Raw genomic sequence first — 17530 nt, 5'->3', positions numbered from 1 at the left:
ACGTCCTGAACGAGCACCCCAAGGCGCTTCTCGCCCTCGGGGGGCGTCGGCGCGCTGTTCGGCGTCGGCGGCACGATCATCACCGCCGATGTTCTGGTCAACCGGCGGCGGCCGTGACCCCAGACCCAACACGGAGCGCTGTACGGCGATCTGACAGCCGAACAGACCGCGCCCCCGCCCAGAAAGACCCGGGCGGTGAACCAGAGGCGACCTCTCAGCCCGGCAGTCCGCCTCGCCACAGGAACAGCAGCCGTCACCCAAGGGCCCAAAACCCCGACAACCGGCCCCTACGCCATACAGGCGACGCTCAACCCTCACCGGAAAACGACAGCGGCCTTCACCGAAAAAACGACACCCACAACCCCGCCCACCCGGAAGACGCCACACACTCCCGGTGCAAACAACCGACGCCACCCACTGAAACTCACACGTCGCTCATCAGTCGAGATGCGCCGTCATGAGACGAACTCGGCGACGCCGCACGGGAGTTTCGTCGGCGCCCTGGGGCAGTGACGAAGAGCCTGGGTGCCGCGCGCTCGTGACGCGGCCACACGGGTGGTTCTGTGCGGAGCGCTTACGCCCGCGTCAGGCTTCATGATGCCTTGGCCGTACAGGGAACTTGGGCCGGCCGCAGGGCCGGCACCCCTGCTCGTTGGTCAGACGATCCGGCGCGCCGACAAACGGATCTCAGACACTTTCGCATTAACCTCTCGTCACCTTATGTCGTGGCGGATCGCGTACGCGTCCGCTTCAACGCTCGGAGAAGATATGCGCAAGCCCCGAAAGACCGCTGTCGTAGCCGTCCTCATCAGCGCCATCGGCTTCCTCGGCACCGGCACCGCCTACGCCCACGGAGACGAACACGAGCACGCCGGCAAAGAGACCAAGACGCTCGTCGTCAACCAGAGCAACACATGCAGCACGGTCGAAGACAACGCCGATGTACAGGGCCAGTCCGGGTACCAGAACGGCCTGGAGGGCAACCGGTCCAACAGCAAGGGCTCGCCCGGCACGCAGAACACCAACGTCGGCTCAAGCCAGGGCTGCGACAACACCGTCATCTTCGGCAAGTAGCTCACACGGGTCCCGGCTCCGGGGCGGCAGTGGGGAAGGCGGATCCGCAGCCGACATCGACGAAGTGCGGCTCGGACCGTACGAATCCGCCCTGAGCCCGGGACGCGATGCGGTGGACGTCTCACGGACCGCGCAGAACGGATTCACAGGCCCGTAAGGCCCCGTCGGCCGGCGGGGCGAAGGCAGGGACGGCGCGGGGCGCGGAGGCCTTCGCCCGGGGCCTGGCGGCGCTTACGCAGTACGTCCAGCGTGAGCAGCGGACCGTCATTCCGCGGCAGCACTCCGAACGGATCACCGTCGACGGCCACGAGCATGACGTACGGCTCGGGGCGTGGGTGTCGAACCAGAAGAGCCGCCGCGCCAAGCTCAACGGGGAGCAGCTCGCCGAACTCGGCATCGACTGGGCGTAGGGCATCCGAGATCCAGGCCGTCCGGAACTGATCGGCGATGAACTCGTTGAACCACTCGCCTCAACCCCCCGTAGAGGTGCACAGACTCGGGGCCCCGCAGCCGTAGCCGGGCCCTGAGTCGTCTCCGGACTGAGGCGTCCCCGGAGTGTGGACACGGGGGGTTCATGCTGCAAGCGTGAGTTTACGCTCTCTTCGGTGCCTTTGTTCGAACTCGGCTGGTGAGAGGTAGTCGAGAGCACTGTAGCGTCTGCGAGCGTTGTAGTAGGTGAGCCACTGGAAGATCTCCAGCCTCGCCTGACGCACCGTCGAGAACAGCCTCTGGTGCATCGTCTCCCTCTTGAGCCCCTGCCAGAACGACTCGGCGAGGGCATTGTCATAGCTCGAGCCGACCCGGCCCATGCTCCTGCGGACCCTAAAACCGTCGCAGACTGCGCGAACGCAGCCGACGTGTACTGCGAACCCCTGTCGGCATGGGAAATGACCCCGGCGACGTCGCCGCCGCGGGTCGCCACGGCCATCTTCAGGGCGTCGATGACCAGCTCGGCGCGCATGTGGGTGGCCATCGAGTAGCCGAGCACCCGGCGTGAACAGATGTCCAGGACGCAGGCAAGATACAGCCACGTCCCGCCGACCTGCACGTATGTGATGTCCCCGCACCACTTCTCATCCAACTTCCTCGCAGAGAAGTCGCGTTGGACGAGGTCCGGTGCCGGTGGCGCAAGCAGGTCGGGGACCGTGGTGCGCTTGCGCCGCCGCAGGTGACGGCCCTGCAGGCCGTGCCGACGCATGAGGCGTTCGACGCGTTTGCGGTTGACCACGTGCCCGAAGCCGCGCAACTCCGCGTGGATGCGGCGGACACCGTACGTCTCCTTGTGCTCGGTGTGGATTTCGCGGATCTCGCCGGCGAGCGCGTCGTCGGCGGCCCGACGTTCCGCGCGGGCCCCGGCTCCGGCCAGCCACCGGTAGAAGCCTGAGCGGGAGACCCGAAGGACCCGGCATATCCGCTGCACACCGAAGTCGGCGCGGTTGTCGGAGATGAAGTCCCAGCGGCAGGGCCTCACTTCACCTCCCGGGCGAAATAGGCAGCTGCCCGGCGCAGGATCTCCCGCTCGAGTTCCCATTCCTTCTCGGCCTTGCGCAGCCGCCCGATCTCGGCGCGCAGCCGGGCCCTCATCCCGGCCCTCCACGGCTCGTCGCCGCGGCTGCGGCCGGCCTGCTCGTCGGCCTGGCGCACCCAACTGCGCAGCGTCTCGCCGGTCACCCCGACATCCGCCGCGACCGCCGCATACGTCCGCTTCCCGCCCGCCGCGCGGTACAACGCCACCGCGTCACTCCTGAACTCCGCCGGATACGGAGACTTCCGTCCCACCAGGACACCTTCCCTTGGATCTGCAAGATCCATTGTCAGAGTGTCCACGCCATGGGGGTCGCCTCACCGCAGGGCCGGCGCACTGTGATGGGACAGGGGGGCTGCGGAGGCGGGGGTGGCGACGGCCGGGACGAGTCCGGCCAGGCACACCAGTACGAGGGTGGCGGCGCGGCGCCACACAGCGGAGATGATCACGCCTATCAAGTACCAGCAGCGGCAACCGCAGTGTGTGCAACGTGCTCCGAACGCGGCGTGCCGTTCAGCACCACGGATGTTCAAGCAGTGGACACTCGTAGACCATGAGAGACGACATGAGCGAGCCGGCTCGGGAGCGGCTGGTCGACGACGTGGAAGCTGGTCCTGGCGGCGCCATGACCGATGATGTCGGCGTCATCACGGGTGAACTGACCGTCGCCACCACCCCGCTCGGCGACGGACGAGCCCAGATCGAGATCCAGTACGCGCAAGCGGACGAGTGTGGTACACCCTCACCGGCAGTCCCGCTCCCGTCCCGCCCAGCGGGTTGAAGACTCTCCATCAGGACGTGCTGGAGCGTGTCCGTCGCGGTGGCGGCGCCGAGGTACACGGCAGCCCGCCTGACAGGCCAGAGCTCCCGGCGGCGGCTCAAGTAAGGAAGGCCACAGCGCCCGGGTGAGTCAGACGGATACCGCCCGCATGCAGGAGAAGACCCTGCCCAGCGCGTCACCCTGATGCCGGGGCGCGCCGCCGGAGAACGAGACCGAGGAGACCGGCAGAAGGAGCCACACCCAAAGCGGATGACGTATCACTGGTGAAGAATCCATGGTGCCCATCAAACGCTGAAAACGCTCACTCCCAAGACCGACGGGGTCAGTTGATGTGATTTAGGGCTGCGTGAGCCTCGGGGGTTGGGTGAGGTGTCCGTTATGCCGCCCTCCCGGACTGTCACGCCCTAACTGTTGGAAGTCCGAGCACCGCAATCGCACAGATGGCCCGTCGCGCGGGGATCACGCCGGCGTGGGGCCCTGCATGTGTGCGCTGATCCACTGGATCGCGCCACCGGTCTCCATGTTCGGCACATAGGTCTTGGCATTGTGGCCGCCCCCCTGGATAACGCTCAGTTTCGTGTGGATCGGGCCGCTGGTGTACTGCTTCACGAAGTCCTCGATCTTCGGCTTGTCCTGGGCGTCAGACCCGGAAGTGCCGACCTGGAGGGCGAGGTAGACATCCGGCTTCCCGGCCTGGATCAGCTTGGGGGCCAGTACCTTGGGGTTGTTCTCGGCCTTCTCCCGGTCGTGCCCCCTCCATAGCCGCGAGTCCGGCTCGATGTCCGGCCCGGAGGCGATGACGGCCTTGAACTGGTCCGGCTTTCGCAGCACCGACTTCAGGCCCGCGAAGCCTCCGGTGGAGGAACCCATGAACGCCCAGCCGTCGCGGGACTTGAAGGTGCGGAAGTTCTCCTTGAGTAGGGCGGGTACGTCGTCGGTGAGCCAGGTGCCCATCTTCGGCTGGCCGGGGATGTCACTGCCGTCCCAGTACAGGCCTGCCTTCGGGTCGTGCGGGTCCTTGTCGTGATCCTCAGGGTTGAGCACCGGCATGGCCAGGATGAACGGCAGGCTCTTGTCTTCCTTGGACCACTTGGCGATGCTCGCCTCCAGCTTGAGGTCGGTGCCCATCCAGTAATTGCCGGGGAATCCGGAGCCGCCCGGCAGCGCGATCAGCACCGGGAAGCCGCTGTTGGCGTACTTGGGGTCCTTGTACTGAGGCGGAACCCAGACCCACACCTTGCCCTTGAACCCGGACTTCTTGCCCTGGTACGTCGTGACGGCGATCTTGGAACCGTCCTCCGGGACCGTGCCCGAGATTTTGAAATCGGCCTCGGGACCAGTCGGCAGGGACACCTGGGAATTCTGCTTGTCCTTGTTTCCGTCGGCCTGGCCGTGGCCGCCGCCGGAGTTGCCGTGCTGCGCGAAGCTGATGGCGTCGCCCTTGTCCGAGAAGACCTCGAAGTGGTCGAGCACCGACCAGGCGGCTGTTCCGAGCACGACCAGGGGAATCAGGATCACCATCCAGCGCTTGGACTTGGATGCGTGACGGCGGCCTCGAGTTGGGCGCGTCTCTATTTGGGGGTCGGTCATCGCGTACGCTCCGGATGGTTTCGGGTGCCCTCACAAGGGCGTGACGGCGGCTCGCTCGGCAGGTGATGGACGGCGGAACGGGCTCTCGGCATCGCGTCGTCGGCCGATCCGTATCGCGTCACGGAGCCGCGGCGCGTTTGAAGGGGGTGCGGGAAGGGACAGCGTGGCGGCCCATGGGGCGGGGAGCGGTCCGGTCTCCCCGCCCATAGCGGCCGCCGGGGCCGGGTTCAGTCCTGGGGGATCCCGCACTTCTGCAGGATCTGCTTGCTCCGGGGGTCGAGGTTGCCTCCGAAGTACTTGCGTGTCCCGTCCTCGGTGAAGAGTTGCGGGGCGTCGTTGGTCGGCTCGTGCAGATCGCTCAGGCTTGCCTTGTTCAGGCACTGGTACTGCTTCTTGGCCGTGGCCAGCGTGGCGTCCTTGTCGCCGGCGTCGTCCGCATCCGGCCAGGGGACCTCCTTCTTGCACGGGTCATACACCTGCGCGAACCACTTCTTGGCGAGTGGGCTGCCCTCGATCACCCCGCCGGCCTTGAACACGACCGGGCCAAGGTCCTTCGCCGTGACCGAACCCTCGTCCTTGCCCACGCCCATCTCCGTGGCGATACCGGCCGCCTGCGCCTTCCGGGTCAGGCAGGTGTTGAACTGGGGCAGGTAGTTGTCCTGGGCCTTCTTGAGTTCGGGGCTGCCCGCCTTGTACTTCTTGTTGGCCGCCGCCGACGCGTCACCAACGCCCTTGTCCCCCTTCTGGACGGAGGCGACCTGGCCGGAGCCGGAGGCATGCGCGTCGTCTTTGCCGCCGCAGCCGGTCAGCACGACGGCCAGCGCGACGGACGAGATGAGAGCGGCACCAGCGAAATGTCGGCGGCGGCTCGCGGGGGTGAGGTGCGGCAGCATGAGGGAACTCCTGTTGTTGTGTCGTACGTCGTTGACGTAGGTCGTTGTCGTGTGGAGAAACAGCGGTCGAGGGGTCCGTCCCGCTGGGGCGCCGTGATCGGGCATCCTGGTCAGGCGTTGGCCAGAGCCTCGGTCGGGGTCAGTCGGGAAGCGCGTACGGCCGGATAGAGGCCGGCGACGGCGCCGGTCAGGACCGCGGAGCCGAGGCCGCCGAGGACGGCGGGCAGGGGCAGCACCGCGGGCCAGGACTGGGCGAGCGCCCACCCCGCGACGCCGGCGGTGCCGAGCAGTACTCCCGCGCCGCCGCCCAGGAGGCACAGCACCACGGATTCGGTGAGGAACTGGACGCGGATCTGGCCCCGTCCGGCGCCCAAGGCGCGGCGCAGTCCGATCTCGGTGCGGCGCTCCAGGACCGAGATGATCATGGTGTTGGCGACGCCCACCCCGCCGACCAGCAGGGCGACGCCGGCGAGTCCGAGGAAGAGCGAGGAGAACGCGGTCTCGGTCAGCTGTTTGGCTGCCAGGGCGTCGGAGGGCCGCGAGACGGTGACCGTCTCCGGCCGCTGCGGGTTGGCCGTGGCCCGGGCCACGGCGCGTACGTCGTCCAGCGCCGACTCGTTGGCCCGCAGGTAGACCGTGTCGGGGTGGCCGCTGAAGCCGAGCTGGTCCTTGGCCGCCTGCCAGCCGACGATGGCGGCCGAGTCCAGTTCGGGCAGCAGGGGCATCGAGCGCAGGATGCCGGTGACGGTGAACCATTTGTCGCCTATGAGCAGTTGAGGTCCGATGCCCTTGTGCGGTGCGAGGCTGGTGATGCCGAGGTTGTGCGCGGCGGTGGGGCCGAGGACCACGGACGGCAGCTTCCCGGCGCCCCGCTCGGGCAGACTGCCCGCCCAGGCGCTGGCCTCGAAGGTGTCCTTCAGGTCACCGCGTGCGGCGATGACGGAGACCCCCGAGGTGTCGCCCTGGTCCACCTTCTCGTTGCGGCGGACGGGGACGCTGGGCATGTTGCCGACCGCGGCGGCGGAGGAGACGGGGCCGATCCGCGCGACCATGGCGTCGGCCTGCTCGGGCAGCGGCGTGTGGCCGGTCTGCTCCGCGGTCACCTTCAGCATGTTGGTGCCGAGCCGGTCCATCTGCTGTGCCAGAGCCGCCTTGCTGGAGGCAGGGATGCCGACCACCACGATCATGGTGGCCACGCCGATGGAGATACCGAGCGCGGAGAGCACCGCCCGCATGGGGCGGACGCGCAGCCGCAGCACACCGAGAGCGAGGACATCGCGGGTGGCGAGCCGGGCCGGGCCGCGCTGCCGGCCTACCGAGGGGGCGGCGAAGGAGGCCGCGCTGCCGGGGCCCGCGGGCCGGCCAGCCGACTGCCGCAGCAGCCGGTGAAGGGAACGCAAGATCCTCACGCGGCGGCCACCTCCGCCGCCGGACCTCCGCTGTCGCGGCGGATACGGCCATCGAGGATCTCCACCTGCCGGGGCAGCGCGGCGGCCAGTTCCCGGTCGTGCGTGATGATCGCGATGGTGGTGCCCTGGGCGTGCAGCTCACGCATCAGCTCCATCACGGCTTCACCGGTACGGCTGTCCAAGGCGCCGGTCGGCTCGTCGGCGAGGACCAGCGCGGGCCGGGTGACCAGGGCGCGGGCGATGGCGACCCGCTGCTTCTGGCCGCCGGAGAGCTGATGCGGCAAGTGGTCCGCCCGGTCGGCGAGCCCCACCTGAGCCAGGGCCTCAAGGGCCATGGCCTTGCGGCGCCGGACGGGAACTCCCGCGTACAGCAGCCCGGTTGACACGTTGTCCGTGGCGGTCATGCCGTCGACGAGGTGGAACTGCTGGAAGACGAAACCGAGCGTGCGGCCGCGCAGGGCGGACAGCTCCCGGTCGGGGAGCGCGGCGACGTCCAGGCCGTGGATGCGGAGCTGCCCCTCGCTCGGCCGGTCGAGCATGCCCATGATGTGCAGCAGCGTCGACTTGCCCGAGCCCGACGGGCCGACGATGCCGAGCAGTTCGCCCCGTGCGATGGAGAGCGATACGCCGCGCAGGGCGTGCACACCTCCGGGGTAGCTCTTCCAGAAGGCGTCGAGTTCGAGGACGGGTGCCAGGACGCGGGCTTCGTCATGGAGGAGGGCGCTCTGAGGGTCGGCAGTGCGGTTCATGAGGTGCTCACCACTTTCATGCCCTCCTTCACTCCGGGACCCGAGACCTCCACCAGGCCCTTGGCGAACATGCCGGTCGTCACCTGCACCAACTGCGGTGCGCCGCCCTTGGCTTGGCCGGGCGGCGCCGGGAGCTGCAGGGCGTAGCCGCCCTCGCGCAGTGCCACCAGCGCCCCGACCGGCACGGTCAGCACGTTCTTGTGGACCTCGCTCGCGAAGTCGACGGACACCGGGGCGCCCGCCAGGTCTCCGGCCTCCGACGCCTTGTCGAACGCGACGGTGACCTGGACCTTCGCCTCTTGGCCGGGTCCGCCCTGGGCGCCCTTGCCGCCGCCGGAGCCGCCCTGATCGTCCGAGCCGGTGGCGACGGTGCCCACTTGGGTCACCTTGCCCTTGGCGGTGCTGCCGTCCGGCAGCGTGATGGTGACCTGGCTGCCTTTGTGCGCGATGCTCAGGTCGCTCACGGGGATCGGTACGGTCACGACCTTGTCGGTGCCGGTGAGGGTCATCAAATCCTCACCGGCGCTGTCACCGAGGTGCGCCTTGACCTCCCCGACGCGGGACGTGCCGGGCAGCACCTGCACGTCGCCGGGGGCCACGCGCCCGGTGGGCTTCCGCATGCCCAGGGCCTTCTGCCAGCGCTTGATCGCGACGACAGTGGCATCGGTGAGCCGGTCGTCGGGGCGACCGAAATCGCGGTACCCGAGGGCGTACAGGTTGTCCTCCAGGAGCCGCACGTCCGCGCCCTGCGTGCCGGGCCCGGCGACCTCGGAGTCCGTGGGACTTCCGGAGCCGCTCGCGCCGCTGCCCGGGCTGCCGGCGCTGCCCGCATCTCCGGAATCCGTCGAACTCCCCGAGCCCTTACCGCCGTTCGGGCGGCCCGAGCTTCCCGAGTCCTTCGCGTCCTTCGGGCTGCCCGAGCTATTCGGATCCTTCGCACCGTCCGAATCCTTCGAGCTCTCGGGCGTCGCGGCGGGGCCGGAGGGCTGGTCGGGCAGGGCCCCGAGTGTGCGGTAGAGGGGTATGGCGCCGATGAACACCGTCACCGGCCAGTCGTTGATGCGGGCCAGTTGCTTGCCCTGGGCCAGATTGTCGCCTGTCTTGGGAAGCCAGGTCACCGTGCCGGTGCCATGGCCCTTGACGGTCCCCGGGGTGGCGAAGCCGAGGGTTCCGGCCTCCGACTTCTGCTGGCTCAGGTCAGCGCGAGTGACCTCAGCAGTCCCTGCGGTGGTGGGCCCTGCGGCGGGCGCGCTGTCGGAGCCCGTACGCATCCACGTATACGCCGTACCGCCCGCCGTGACTGCCAATACGCCCACCACGGCCGCACCGATCAGCCACCGCTTGCGTGAATCTCGATGCGGCGCGCGGCTGCGGCCCATCGTGGCATCCTCACTCATCACCGACAACGCCTCCCGCTCGCCGTCGTCCCGCACAGCGGGGAGTGTCTCGGTCCGGTCATCCACACTCACGGGCCCTCCTCAGCCTCTGGCTGATTGCGTCATCACTGGCGTTTCCACCCATGACCACAGCCTGCGGGCGAGCACCCTAAGCGGATCCTAAAAACCTGAAGTGGGCTTCAGAAACCCAAGGCCGCCTTAAGGAACCGCCCTCGCATAGGGTTCACAACCGCCGCGAGAAGCCGAATCCGCGCCCCTGTCCCTTGACTTCGGCGTTTCGCTTGGGTGGGGACGGTCACTCGTGCCGTAGACGCGAAAGTGCCTTCTGGGCCGCGGCACCGGTGAGTTAAGGCGTGTCCGCGCAGTCACAGCCGGGCGAGTTGCAGCGTGACGGTGAAGGAAATCCGGTCGGGATCGACCCCGACCTGTTCGGCTGCGTGGACCTTCAGCGTGCACAGTGCCTGGTAGACGGTACGGAGGGCGTAGGTCCTTAAGAATCGTTAAGGTCACTTAAGAGCCCCTAACGCGGCTAAATAGCGATTGCCATGTTCGTGCCATGCTGGTGCATATGGATATCCTGGTCATCGAGGACGACCTGCAGATCGGCAACGCCCTCCGCGAGGGGCTACGCAGCGAGGGCTATACGGTCGAGCACGTCACCGACGGGCTCACAGGACTGCAGCTGGCACAGCAGCACCCGTACCAAGCCATCATCCTCGATGTCATGCTGCCCGGCGTCCACGGCTACCGGGTCTGTGCCGAACTACGCAAAAGCCGGGTGACCACCCCCATCCTCATGCTCACCGCCAAGGACGGCGAATACGACGAGGCCGAGGGACTCGACACCGGCGCCGACGACTACCTGACCAAGCCGTTTTCGTACGTCGTACTGCTGGCCCGGCTGCGCGCCCTGATCCGGCGCAGCGGCGAAGCCGAGACCGGGCGAGGCCTGATGCGGGCCGGAGACCTGTGGCTGGACACGACCACGTTCCGCTGTGGCCGGGGGGAGCAGGAGATCGCTCTGACCGCCCGCGAGTTGATGGTGCTCGCGTGTCTGGCACGCGGCCGCGGCCAGGTGGTCGCCAAGCAGGACATCTTGCACGAGGTCTGGGATCACGCCTACGCCGGCGGTACGGCGATCATCGAGGTCTACATCAGCCATCTGCGCCGCAAGATCGACGCCCCCTTTGGACGGCACAGCATCGAGACGGTCCACGGAGCCGGCTACCGCCTCGTTGACGATGGCCCCTCACATGATTAGCCGCCTGCCGGTCCAGACCCGCACCGCAGTGCTCGCCGGACTGGTCGCCCTCGTACTCTGCTCGGCCGGCGCCTGGTGGCTCCGAGATCACCTGTACGACGCCCAGTTCTCCAGCACCCTTGACAAGGCCCGGGTCCAGGCCCGCACTGTCGCCCATGACCTCGTCATCAAGTCCGGCACCTCGACCCACGTGCCCACCGATCTGGACTGGCCGTACGTCGTCGTCCGCCAAGACGGCGCCATCGGCAGCGGCGGAGGCGGCACCGACCAACTCGACATCCCACTGCGGGAGGTCCCCCCGGCCCCCGTCGACGCCACCAACGCCTGGACCGGCACAGTCACCGTCCACACCGGCGCGGCCGTGCCGGACCGCGCCGGAGATCCGCCCCCGGCGGCCTCCATTCGGCTGGCCCACCGCACGTTCACCGCGGTGGGCGCGGCGATCACCACCGGGCACAGCGACATGACCATCTTCGGCCGTGGCCCGGAGACCTTCACCGTGTACGTGCTGGCCCTCCCCGATGCCGCGCAAGCCGCCGCCGACCAACTCAACGGCCCCCTGCTGGCAGGAGTGCCGCTGATCGCCCTGCTGGTCGCCGTCACCGCCTACGCCTCGATCCGACACGCCCTGCGCCCGGTCGACGCGATCCGGGGCGAGCTCGCCGAGATCAGCGAGCATCACCTCGCCCGTCGGGTGCCCGTGCCGCAGGCCAAGGACGAGATCCAGAAGCTCGCCCTCACCACCAACGCGACCCTCGACCGCCTGGAGCGGTCCACCGAGCAGCAGCGCCGCTTCGTCGCCGACGCGGCCCACGAACTGCGCTCACCCCTGACCGCGCTCCAGACCCGTCTGGAGGTGTCGCTCGCCCACCCCGAACACACCGACTGGCCGCGGACCGCGAGCGAATCCCTCGCCGCCACGCGCCGGCTGCGCGCACTGACCGAGGACCTGCTCTTCCTCACCCGCCCCAACCACCAGCAGCCGACGCCCGCCCTGGTCGACCTCGCGGGCACGGCCCGCGAACTGGTCGACGAACTCCGCCTGCGTCACCCCTACGGCCCGTACTTCACCGCCCCCCTCCCCGCAGTGGCACCGGTCCGGGGCAACCCCCTCCAACTGCACCGCCTGCTGCGCAACCTCCTTGACAACGCAACCCGCCATGCCCGCACCACGGTGACCGTCACCATCGAACAGGTCGGCGAAACCACCTGGCTGCGAGTCTTCAACGACGGCTCACCCATCCCGCCCGAGGAACGCGACCGCATCTTCGAGCGCTTCACCCGCCTCGACGAGGCCCGCGACCGCGATGCCGGCGGCTCAGGTCTGGGCCTGGCCATCGCCCAAGACATCGCCACCCGCCACCACGGCACCCTTAAAGCCGTCGCCCCCGGCCCCGAAGGGGGCGCCACCTTCCTGCTGCGTCTGCCAACGGCTGACTCGGAGAGTGTCTAATCAACGGCCCTATCTCACATTCGGGATACTGTTGCCCTCCCCGCACTCTCACGCACGCATGACAGATTCTCGCCCTGCCGGGCAAGAGGCGGACGCTTTTCGTGAAACCTGGTGTGGGCGCTCGCAGGACGGCGTGGACGCCGCCACTGCCGGGTCCGGGGCCTGACGAGGACGCCCCGCGCCCTATTTGAGGCCGAGCTTGGCCAGTGCCGTCGTCCAGTCCGTCGCGATCGCGTTCTGCGCGGCCGCCAGCTGGACCTTGCCACGGCTCGACCCCCGCCGCAGACAAAAACAAATCCCACGCCGATCACTACATTCCGAGACGATCACTGGACTTGCACCTCATCGCCAGCTTCCGATGCCCCACAAAAGCCCAGCCCAGAACCACACCACACCACACCACAGCCCAAAATCCTGAAACGATCACTAGATCTCCAGCTCAGCACCCCACCCATCCAGTGATCACCAAGGGATTTGTCACAGGGTGACGCCTGGCCCGAGCGCACCACGAAGGGCTCCCCGCTCGGCCGACGCGGCCCAGAGATCCCTCGCCGCGTGCTCCAGGATCTCGACTCTCTTCCGGCCCCACCAGCATCTGCTCACGGCCAGCGACTACCGCGCCGAAATGGCCGACCGATTCACCGTCTGGAAGACCGTCACCGGCGCGGCCGCAACCGGCTGACGAGAGGACACCACCGGCACAATCACACCCTCAGCACGCCCCAACTCACCTGCCACACCAGCAACTTAACAAGTTCGTCAGGTGCCACGCGAGCTCGACCCTGGTAGCCGCGGGGTGTCCGCGAAGCACACGACCGCGAGCCCCGCTCGCCCAGCATGTCGGCACCTTCTCCGAGTGCAAGCGCGCACGGGGCTGTCTTGGGCGCGCTGGAATGGGCGTTGCTTCGTCGGAACGCGGCGGCCATTCCAATCGAGCGGCTTCCCTCCCTATGCTGGGCTCGCAGCTGGAAACTCACAGGGAACTCCGGGGGTCGTGTGCCAGCATCAGCGCAGCCGGGTCCGGCCGGCCAACCTCGGCCGTACTTCTTTCTGAGTTATGCGCACACGCCGAGATTCACGGCCGGCGGCCCGGACCCCGACATGTGGGTGGAGCGCTTCTTCAGGGATCTCTGCGACCATGTGATGGCCCTGACCAGCTGGCCGGCGGGCGTGCCCGCCGGGTTCATGGACCGCGAGATACGGTCCGGCGAGGGCTGGTCCGAACGGCTCGGCGAAGCCCTGGCATACTGCCGGGTGTTCGTGCCACTGTTCTCGCCGCGCTATTTCGCCAGCGAGAAGTGCGGCAAGGAATGGTACGCCTTCGAGCAGCGCACCATCCACCAACGAGCCGCCACCAACGAGCCCGCCGAGGCCATCGTCCCCGTGCGCTGGGTGCCCGTGCCACCCCAGGAACTCCCGGGCTCCGCCGCCCGGTTGCAGCTCGACCACGGGGCCTTCAAGGACGGCCACTACACCTACAGCCTGCACGAGCTGATGACACTCCGGGTATTCGCCGAGGAGTACGAGCGCGCGGTCTACGAACTCGCCAAGCGCATTGTGAGCGTCGCCAACGCCACCCGGGTGGCACCCGGCCGGCACATCGACTACCGGACGGCGCCCAGTGCCTTCGGCTCGCCCCACGAGGGCCCCCGCCCGATGCATGTCACGGTCGCCGCCCCGACCCTGCACGACCTCCCGGACGGACGGGACCGCTCGTACTACGGCGACAGCCCGCTCGACTGGAACCCCTATCACCCCGCCGCCGCACGGCCGTTGGCGCTGGTCGCCGAGGACATCGTGCGCTCGCTCAACTACCAGGCCACCGTCTCCTCCTTCGACGAGGAGGTGCTCCACCTCGACGGCGAGCAGCCGCCGAACCGGCCCGAGGTCCTTATCGTGGATCGCTGGGCGCTCGACGATCCGTTCCGGCGTGCCAGACTCGCCGCCTTCGAAGCCGAACACCGGCCCTGGGTGAGCCTCGTGGTCCCGTGGAACGGTGACGACCAGCAGAGCCGTGCCGCCGAGGAGGTGCTCACCGCGCAGCTGGAGGAGACCATGCCGTCCAAGATGCGGCAGGAAAGCGCCGCCAACTGGGCCGCTGTCAGGGGCGTTCCCAGCATGGAGGCGTTCGCGCAGCTCCTGCCCCAGGTGGTCGAGGCGGCCGCCCAGCAGTACCTGAGACACGCCGCGGTCTATCCGACGGCCGTACGCCCTGCCGCCTTCCGACAGCCCAACAGAAGACCAGCGGCAGGACCTGCTCGACCGACAGGAGGCAGCGCCAAACCCCCTGCAGCCGCGGCCCCGCTCCGCGCACGGAACATGGCGCTGCCCGCAGCGTCGGCATCTTCTCGCTGTCGGGCTCACGTGACGCTCTTGGACGACGACCCTTATGTCGGGACTCCAGTACGCCTGACAGTGGAGCTGGTGGCCGAGTCCGCGCATCCCTGGGCGCGCCGGGATGCGAGGCCCGTGCTGGACGTCGTGGCCGTGCCGCTGAGCGGTGCAGAGGTTGCACCGGCCACGGTGCTGTATGGCCCTGGGAACACCGCTTCCGCGCAGTTCCGCATTACGGCTGCGGAGCCCGGCAGGCACCGGATCCGTTTCACGTTTCTGCACCACGACACCGGCGTCGTCCTGCAGCAGGTGGAGACGGCCCTCGACATTGCAGGTCCCGGACCCGCCTCGGTGGGGAAGGGATGGGCGGGGCCGCACAGGGGGAGGTCCTGACCGGATGCCCCGCACACTGACCACCCGCGTCGTCCAGGACCCCAGCGACGGGTTCCGTTTCCTGCCGCATCTGGAGACGCAACCGCCCGATCTCCGCGTCAGCTTCGACGTTCTCGGCGGCGGCCGGATCCGGGCCCGTATGTCGGGCACGTCCGTTCCGGCACTCCAGGGCACCGAGCACAAGGTCGACTTGAGTTCACGGCCCGACGAGGTCAACGGTGCAGCGGCCCGGCTCTGCGCCCGCTGGAAGGAAAGGTTCGTTGACTTCCAGCCGGTCGACGACCGAGGCCGGGATCTGCGGGACCGACATCGCCCGTACGCAACAGCCGCCGACCTCAGCGCCGAACCAGCGGACCATCTGCGCCGCATAGTGGCCGATCTGGCCCGAGGTGGCGCATCCCTGCTCTTCGACACGCTGCTGCGCGGAGACGACGTACAGACCGAGACGTTCCGCTCCTACTTGCGTTCTGCCCTGTCCCGGGAAGGGCTACGGGTACGGTTCGACTCCGATCTGCACCTGCCCTGGCCGATGCTCTGCACGACCGGGGAATCCCCTGAGTTTGCAGCGGACTTGGACGCCCTGTTCGCCCGCTTCCTCGGCTACCGGCACCAGATCGAGCACACCGGCGCCGCATACGCGTGGATCGGTCGGCCCCGAACTCCACTGCTGCTGCCCGCCGTCAGCCTGAACCACGACCCCCGCGTGGGCCGCGCGACCCGGGCGGACGACGTTGCCAAAGCACTGGCTGAGGACACTAAGTGCACCATCCGTACAACGTACGATGAACTCGTCCGCGACTTCGGCGACCCGGATCTGGACGAGCAGTTGACGTACTTCTGGTGTCACGGCGAGTTCATCGGCAACGAGCCCGAACCCCCCGTCCTGGTGCTCAGACTCAAGGACGGCATCCCCTTCGACGGACATATCGTCCGTGAGCTGAGGGCAGCTCACCGGCACAGCCGTTTCCGACCGCTCGTGCTGCTCAACGCCTGTCATGCCGGAATCTCCGGGGCGAACGCGGACCGTGCGTTTCTCGGACGGATGCTCATCGACCACGGCGCAGAGGGCGTGCTCGGACCGCAGATCGCCATGCCACAGGCGTTCGCCGCCGAGTACGCCCTCGAGTTCGTCACGCGCTACCTGCGCGGCGAGGCGACCGCCGGCAGCATCGCGAACGAGCTGGCCCGGCACTTCGCCACCCGGTACCGCAATCCCCTGGGCTTCGCCTACGCCCTGCACAGCGGCATGGACTCCCGTCTCGACCGGGCGAGTGGCGGCGAAGCATGAACCACTCCGCCGTGGTCGAGACCGTCGACCTGGACGAGACCGGCTGGCTGCTCGACGCCGACTCCGGTGAGCCGGTGCCCGGACACCGGCTGCACCACTACTTCGCAGAGCGCCTGGCCCCGCCCGCCTGGGCGACAGACATCCTCGTCTACGTACACGGGTGGCAGACGTCCCCCACCGCCGCCCATCGCACCGCCACGCGGCTGTTGGCCCTGGCGCAGCGCAACCTGGCAGCGGCACCGGGACAGTATCCGACCCTGGCTGCCGAGGGCTTCAACCCGTGGTGCGTCGTGGTGCGCTGGCCGTCCTCCAGCCCGGTCACGCCTGCCGGCTACCGCCGGATCCGGGACCGGGCGCACGCAATGGGCGCCCGCGACGGAGACGGACACGCCGCGCACATCTTGGGCCGGCTCCTTGGCTATCTGAACTCCGAGCGCTCCGATCCCGGAGCAGCACCCGTTCTGGCCAACCGCGACGGACAATACCTTCACCTCATCGGACACTCCTTCGGCTGCCGTTTCCTGTGCGAGGCCGTGCAGTGGGCGGCCGACGCCCGGCTCGACGACACACTCGGCTGGAGTACGACCGTCCACCCAACCTCCCGCCCGTTCACCGCGGACAGCATGTTGCTGTTCCAAATGGCCGCACGGCGCGACGCGTTCCTGTCGCTCTTTCCGTACGTCCTGCCGAGCGAGGCGCACGACGGCGCTCCGCTCAGGGGACCCGTTGTAGCCACCTACTCCCGTCACGACCGTGCGACGGGGTTCTGGCATCTGAGAACCGAGCGGCAGCCCGGCATCGGGCATTCCGGGATCGGCCCTGCACCCGCGCCCATGTTCACCACGCGTCTGCTGCCGCTTGACGAGCGGTATCCACTTGCCGCACTCGACCACCGCTTCGTCAACGTCGATGCCTCCGACGTATACGTCCGAGGCCGTCGCCTTAACCCAGCAGGCGCCCACTCCGACCACGTGCGCGCGGAGTCCGCTCACCTGCTCCTCACCCTCGCGGACTATTCGCGCTGACACTCAGGGACGAGGCGCGGAAGAAACTCTGCGCCTGCCGAATATCTCATCCGGCCAGGTCAGGCGGCATGTCGGTACTCGTGGATTACTCCGCCGAGCCGGTCGTGTCTGTCCAGGCGGGCGATTCGTCCGGGATCGGTGATCGATTCGGGCACCGCGCGTAGTAGGACTCCGTTAGGTCTTCCTATTAGTCTTCCTATTAGTCCTGATCGCGAGCATGTTGGGAGTGTGGACGCACATGAAGTGAACCGTGTCCGGGCGACGTTGGCGTTGTACGTGGCTGATGTGTTCGCCTCGGTGCCGCGCAAGGACCAGCGGGCCAAAGGCGACTGCTATCTGCGGGGCCTGATGCTGGACG

15 protein-coding genes and 2 pseudogenes are annotated in these 17530 nt (G+C 68.3%); 10 read left to right on the top strand and 7 right to left on the bottom strand.

All coding sequences use genetic code 11. The features are described from left to right. Positions 1-768: 768 nt before the first annotated feature. The gene (locus tag ACIBK6_RS38875; RefSeq protein ID WP_399057672.1) at positions 769-1074 is read left to right on the top strand and encodes a hypothetical protein; all 306 of its coding nucleotides are present in this window, start codon (positions 769-771) and stop codon (positions 1072-1074) included. A gap of 107 nt (positions 1075-1181) precedes the next feature. Continuing rightward, a complete protein-coding gene (locus tag ACIBK6_RS38870; protein ID WP_399057670.1) occupies positions 1182-1484 on the top strand; it encodes a helicase associated domain-containing protein in 303 nt (100 codons plus the stop codon). A gap of 162 nt (positions 1485-1646) precedes the next feature. On the opposite strand, the pseudogene ACIBK6_RS38865 reads toward ACIBK6_RS38870, so the two are convergent. Then, positions 1647-2853, bottom strand: a pseudogene (locus tag ACIBK6_RS38865) (IS3 family transposase). A 63-nt stretch (positions 2854-2916) separates the two neighbouring features. After that, entirely contained in the window at positions 2917-3048 is a 132-nt protein-coding gene (locus ACIBK6_RS38860; protein ID WP_399057668.1) for a hypothetical protein, read from the bottom strand. A gap of 116 nt (positions 3049-3164) precedes the next feature. Here ACIBK6_RS38860 and ACIBK6_RS38855 point away from each other — a divergent pair, with 116 nt between their 5' ends. Beyond that, positions 3165-3380: a hypothetical protein gene (locus tag ACIBK6_RS38855; RefSeq protein WP_399057666.1), complete on the top strand. Its 216-nt coding sequence runs from the start codon at positions 3165-3167 to the stop codon at positions 3378-3380. Positions 3381-3839: 459 nt separating this feature from the next. Here the strand turns inward: ACIBK6_RS38855 and ACIBK6_RS38850 are convergent, their stop codons facing one another. From ACIBK6_RS38850 to ACIBK6_RS38830, 5 genes are all read right to left on the bottom strand, one after another. Beyond that, positions 3840-4901 (bottom strand): alpha/beta hydrolase, encoded by a 1062-nt coding sequence (locus ACIBK6_RS38850; protein WP_399057665.1) that lies wholly within the window; start codon positions 4899-4901, stop codon positions 3840-3842. Positions 4902-5197: 296 nt separating this feature from the next. Next, on the bottom strand, positions 5198-5863 hold the full coding sequence (locus ACIBK6_RS38845; protein WP_399057663.1) for a hypothetical protein: 666 nt from the start codon (positions 5861-5863) through the stop codon (positions 5198-5200). A 110-nt stretch (positions 5864-5973) separates the two neighbouring features. Then, positions 5974-7272 (bottom strand): ABC transporter permease, encoded by a 1299-nt coding sequence (locus tag ACIBK6_RS38840; RefSeq protein WP_399057661.1) that lies wholly within the window; start codon positions 7270-7272, stop codon positions 5974-5976. Continuing rightward, on the bottom strand, positions 7269-8021 hold the full coding sequence (locus ACIBK6_RS38835) for an ABC transporter ATP-binding protein (RefSeq protein WP_399057659.1): 753 nt from the start codon (positions 8019-8021) through the stop codon (positions 7269-7271). Before ACIBK6_RS38835 ends, ACIBK6_RS38840 begins: the two co-directional genes overlap by 4 nt. Further along, entirely contained in the window at positions 8018-9490 is a 1473-nt protein-coding gene (locus ACIBK6_RS38830) for a peptidoglycan-binding protein (protein ID WP_399057657.1), read from the bottom strand. Before ACIBK6_RS38830 ends, ACIBK6_RS38835 begins: the two co-directional genes overlap by 4 nt. A gap of 496 nt (positions 9491-9986) precedes the next feature. Here ACIBK6_RS38830 and ACIBK6_RS38825 point away from each other — a divergent pair, with 496 nt between their 5' ends. From ACIBK6_RS38825 to ACIBK6_RS38795, 7 genes and pseudogenes are all read left to right on the top strand, one after another. Further along, positions 9987-10679: a response regulator transcription factor gene (locus ACIBK6_RS38825; protein WP_399057655.1), complete on the top strand. Its 693-nt coding sequence runs from the start codon at positions 9987-9989 to the stop codon at positions 10677-10679. Beyond that, on the top strand, positions 10672-12132 hold the full coding sequence (locus tag ACIBK6_RS38820; protein ID WP_399057653.1) for a sensor histidine kinase: 1461 nt from the start codon (positions 10672-10674) through the stop codon (positions 12130-12132). The genes ACIBK6_RS38825 and ACIBK6_RS38820 overlap by 8 nt, the downstream gene beginning before the upstream one ends. 484 nt (positions 12133-12616) lie before the next feature. Further along, a complete protein-coding gene (locus ACIBK6_RS38815) occupies positions 12617-12814 on the top strand; it encodes a hypothetical protein (protein WP_399057651.1) in 198 nt (65 codons plus the stop codon). Positions 12815-12969: 155 nt separating this feature from the next. Then, positions 12970-14859, top strand: a complete 1890-nt coding sequence (locus ACIBK6_RS38810; RefSeq protein WP_399057649.1) for a TIR-like protein FxsC — start codon at positions 12970-12972, stop codon at positions 14857-14859. Positions 14860-14863: 4 nt separating this feature from the next. Continuing rightward, entirely contained in the window at positions 14864-16147 is a 1284-nt protein-coding gene (locus ACIBK6_RS38805) for a hypothetical protein (protein ID WP_399057647.1), read from the top strand. Next, on the top strand, positions 16144-17172 hold the full coding sequence (locus ACIBK6_RS38800; RefSeq protein ID WP_399057645.1) for a hypothetical protein: 1029 nt from the start codon (positions 16144-16146) through the stop codon (positions 17170-17172). Before ACIBK6_RS38805 ends, ACIBK6_RS38800 begins: the two co-directional genes overlap by 4 nt. A 228-nt stretch (positions 17173-17400) precedes the next feature. Beyond that, positions 17401-17530: pseudogene (locus tag ACIBK6_RS38795) on the top strand (IS701 family transposase); the annotation flags it as partial.

Origin of the sequence: Streptomyces sp. NPDC050485, from assembly GCF_044458185.1 — a bacterium.
Lineage (GTDB): Bacteria > Actinomycetota > Actinomycetes > Streptomycetales > Streptomycetaceae > Streptomyces.
The sequence above is the reverse complement of the archived record's forward strand: the minus strand, read 5'-3'. Positions and strand labels throughout refer to the sequence as shown.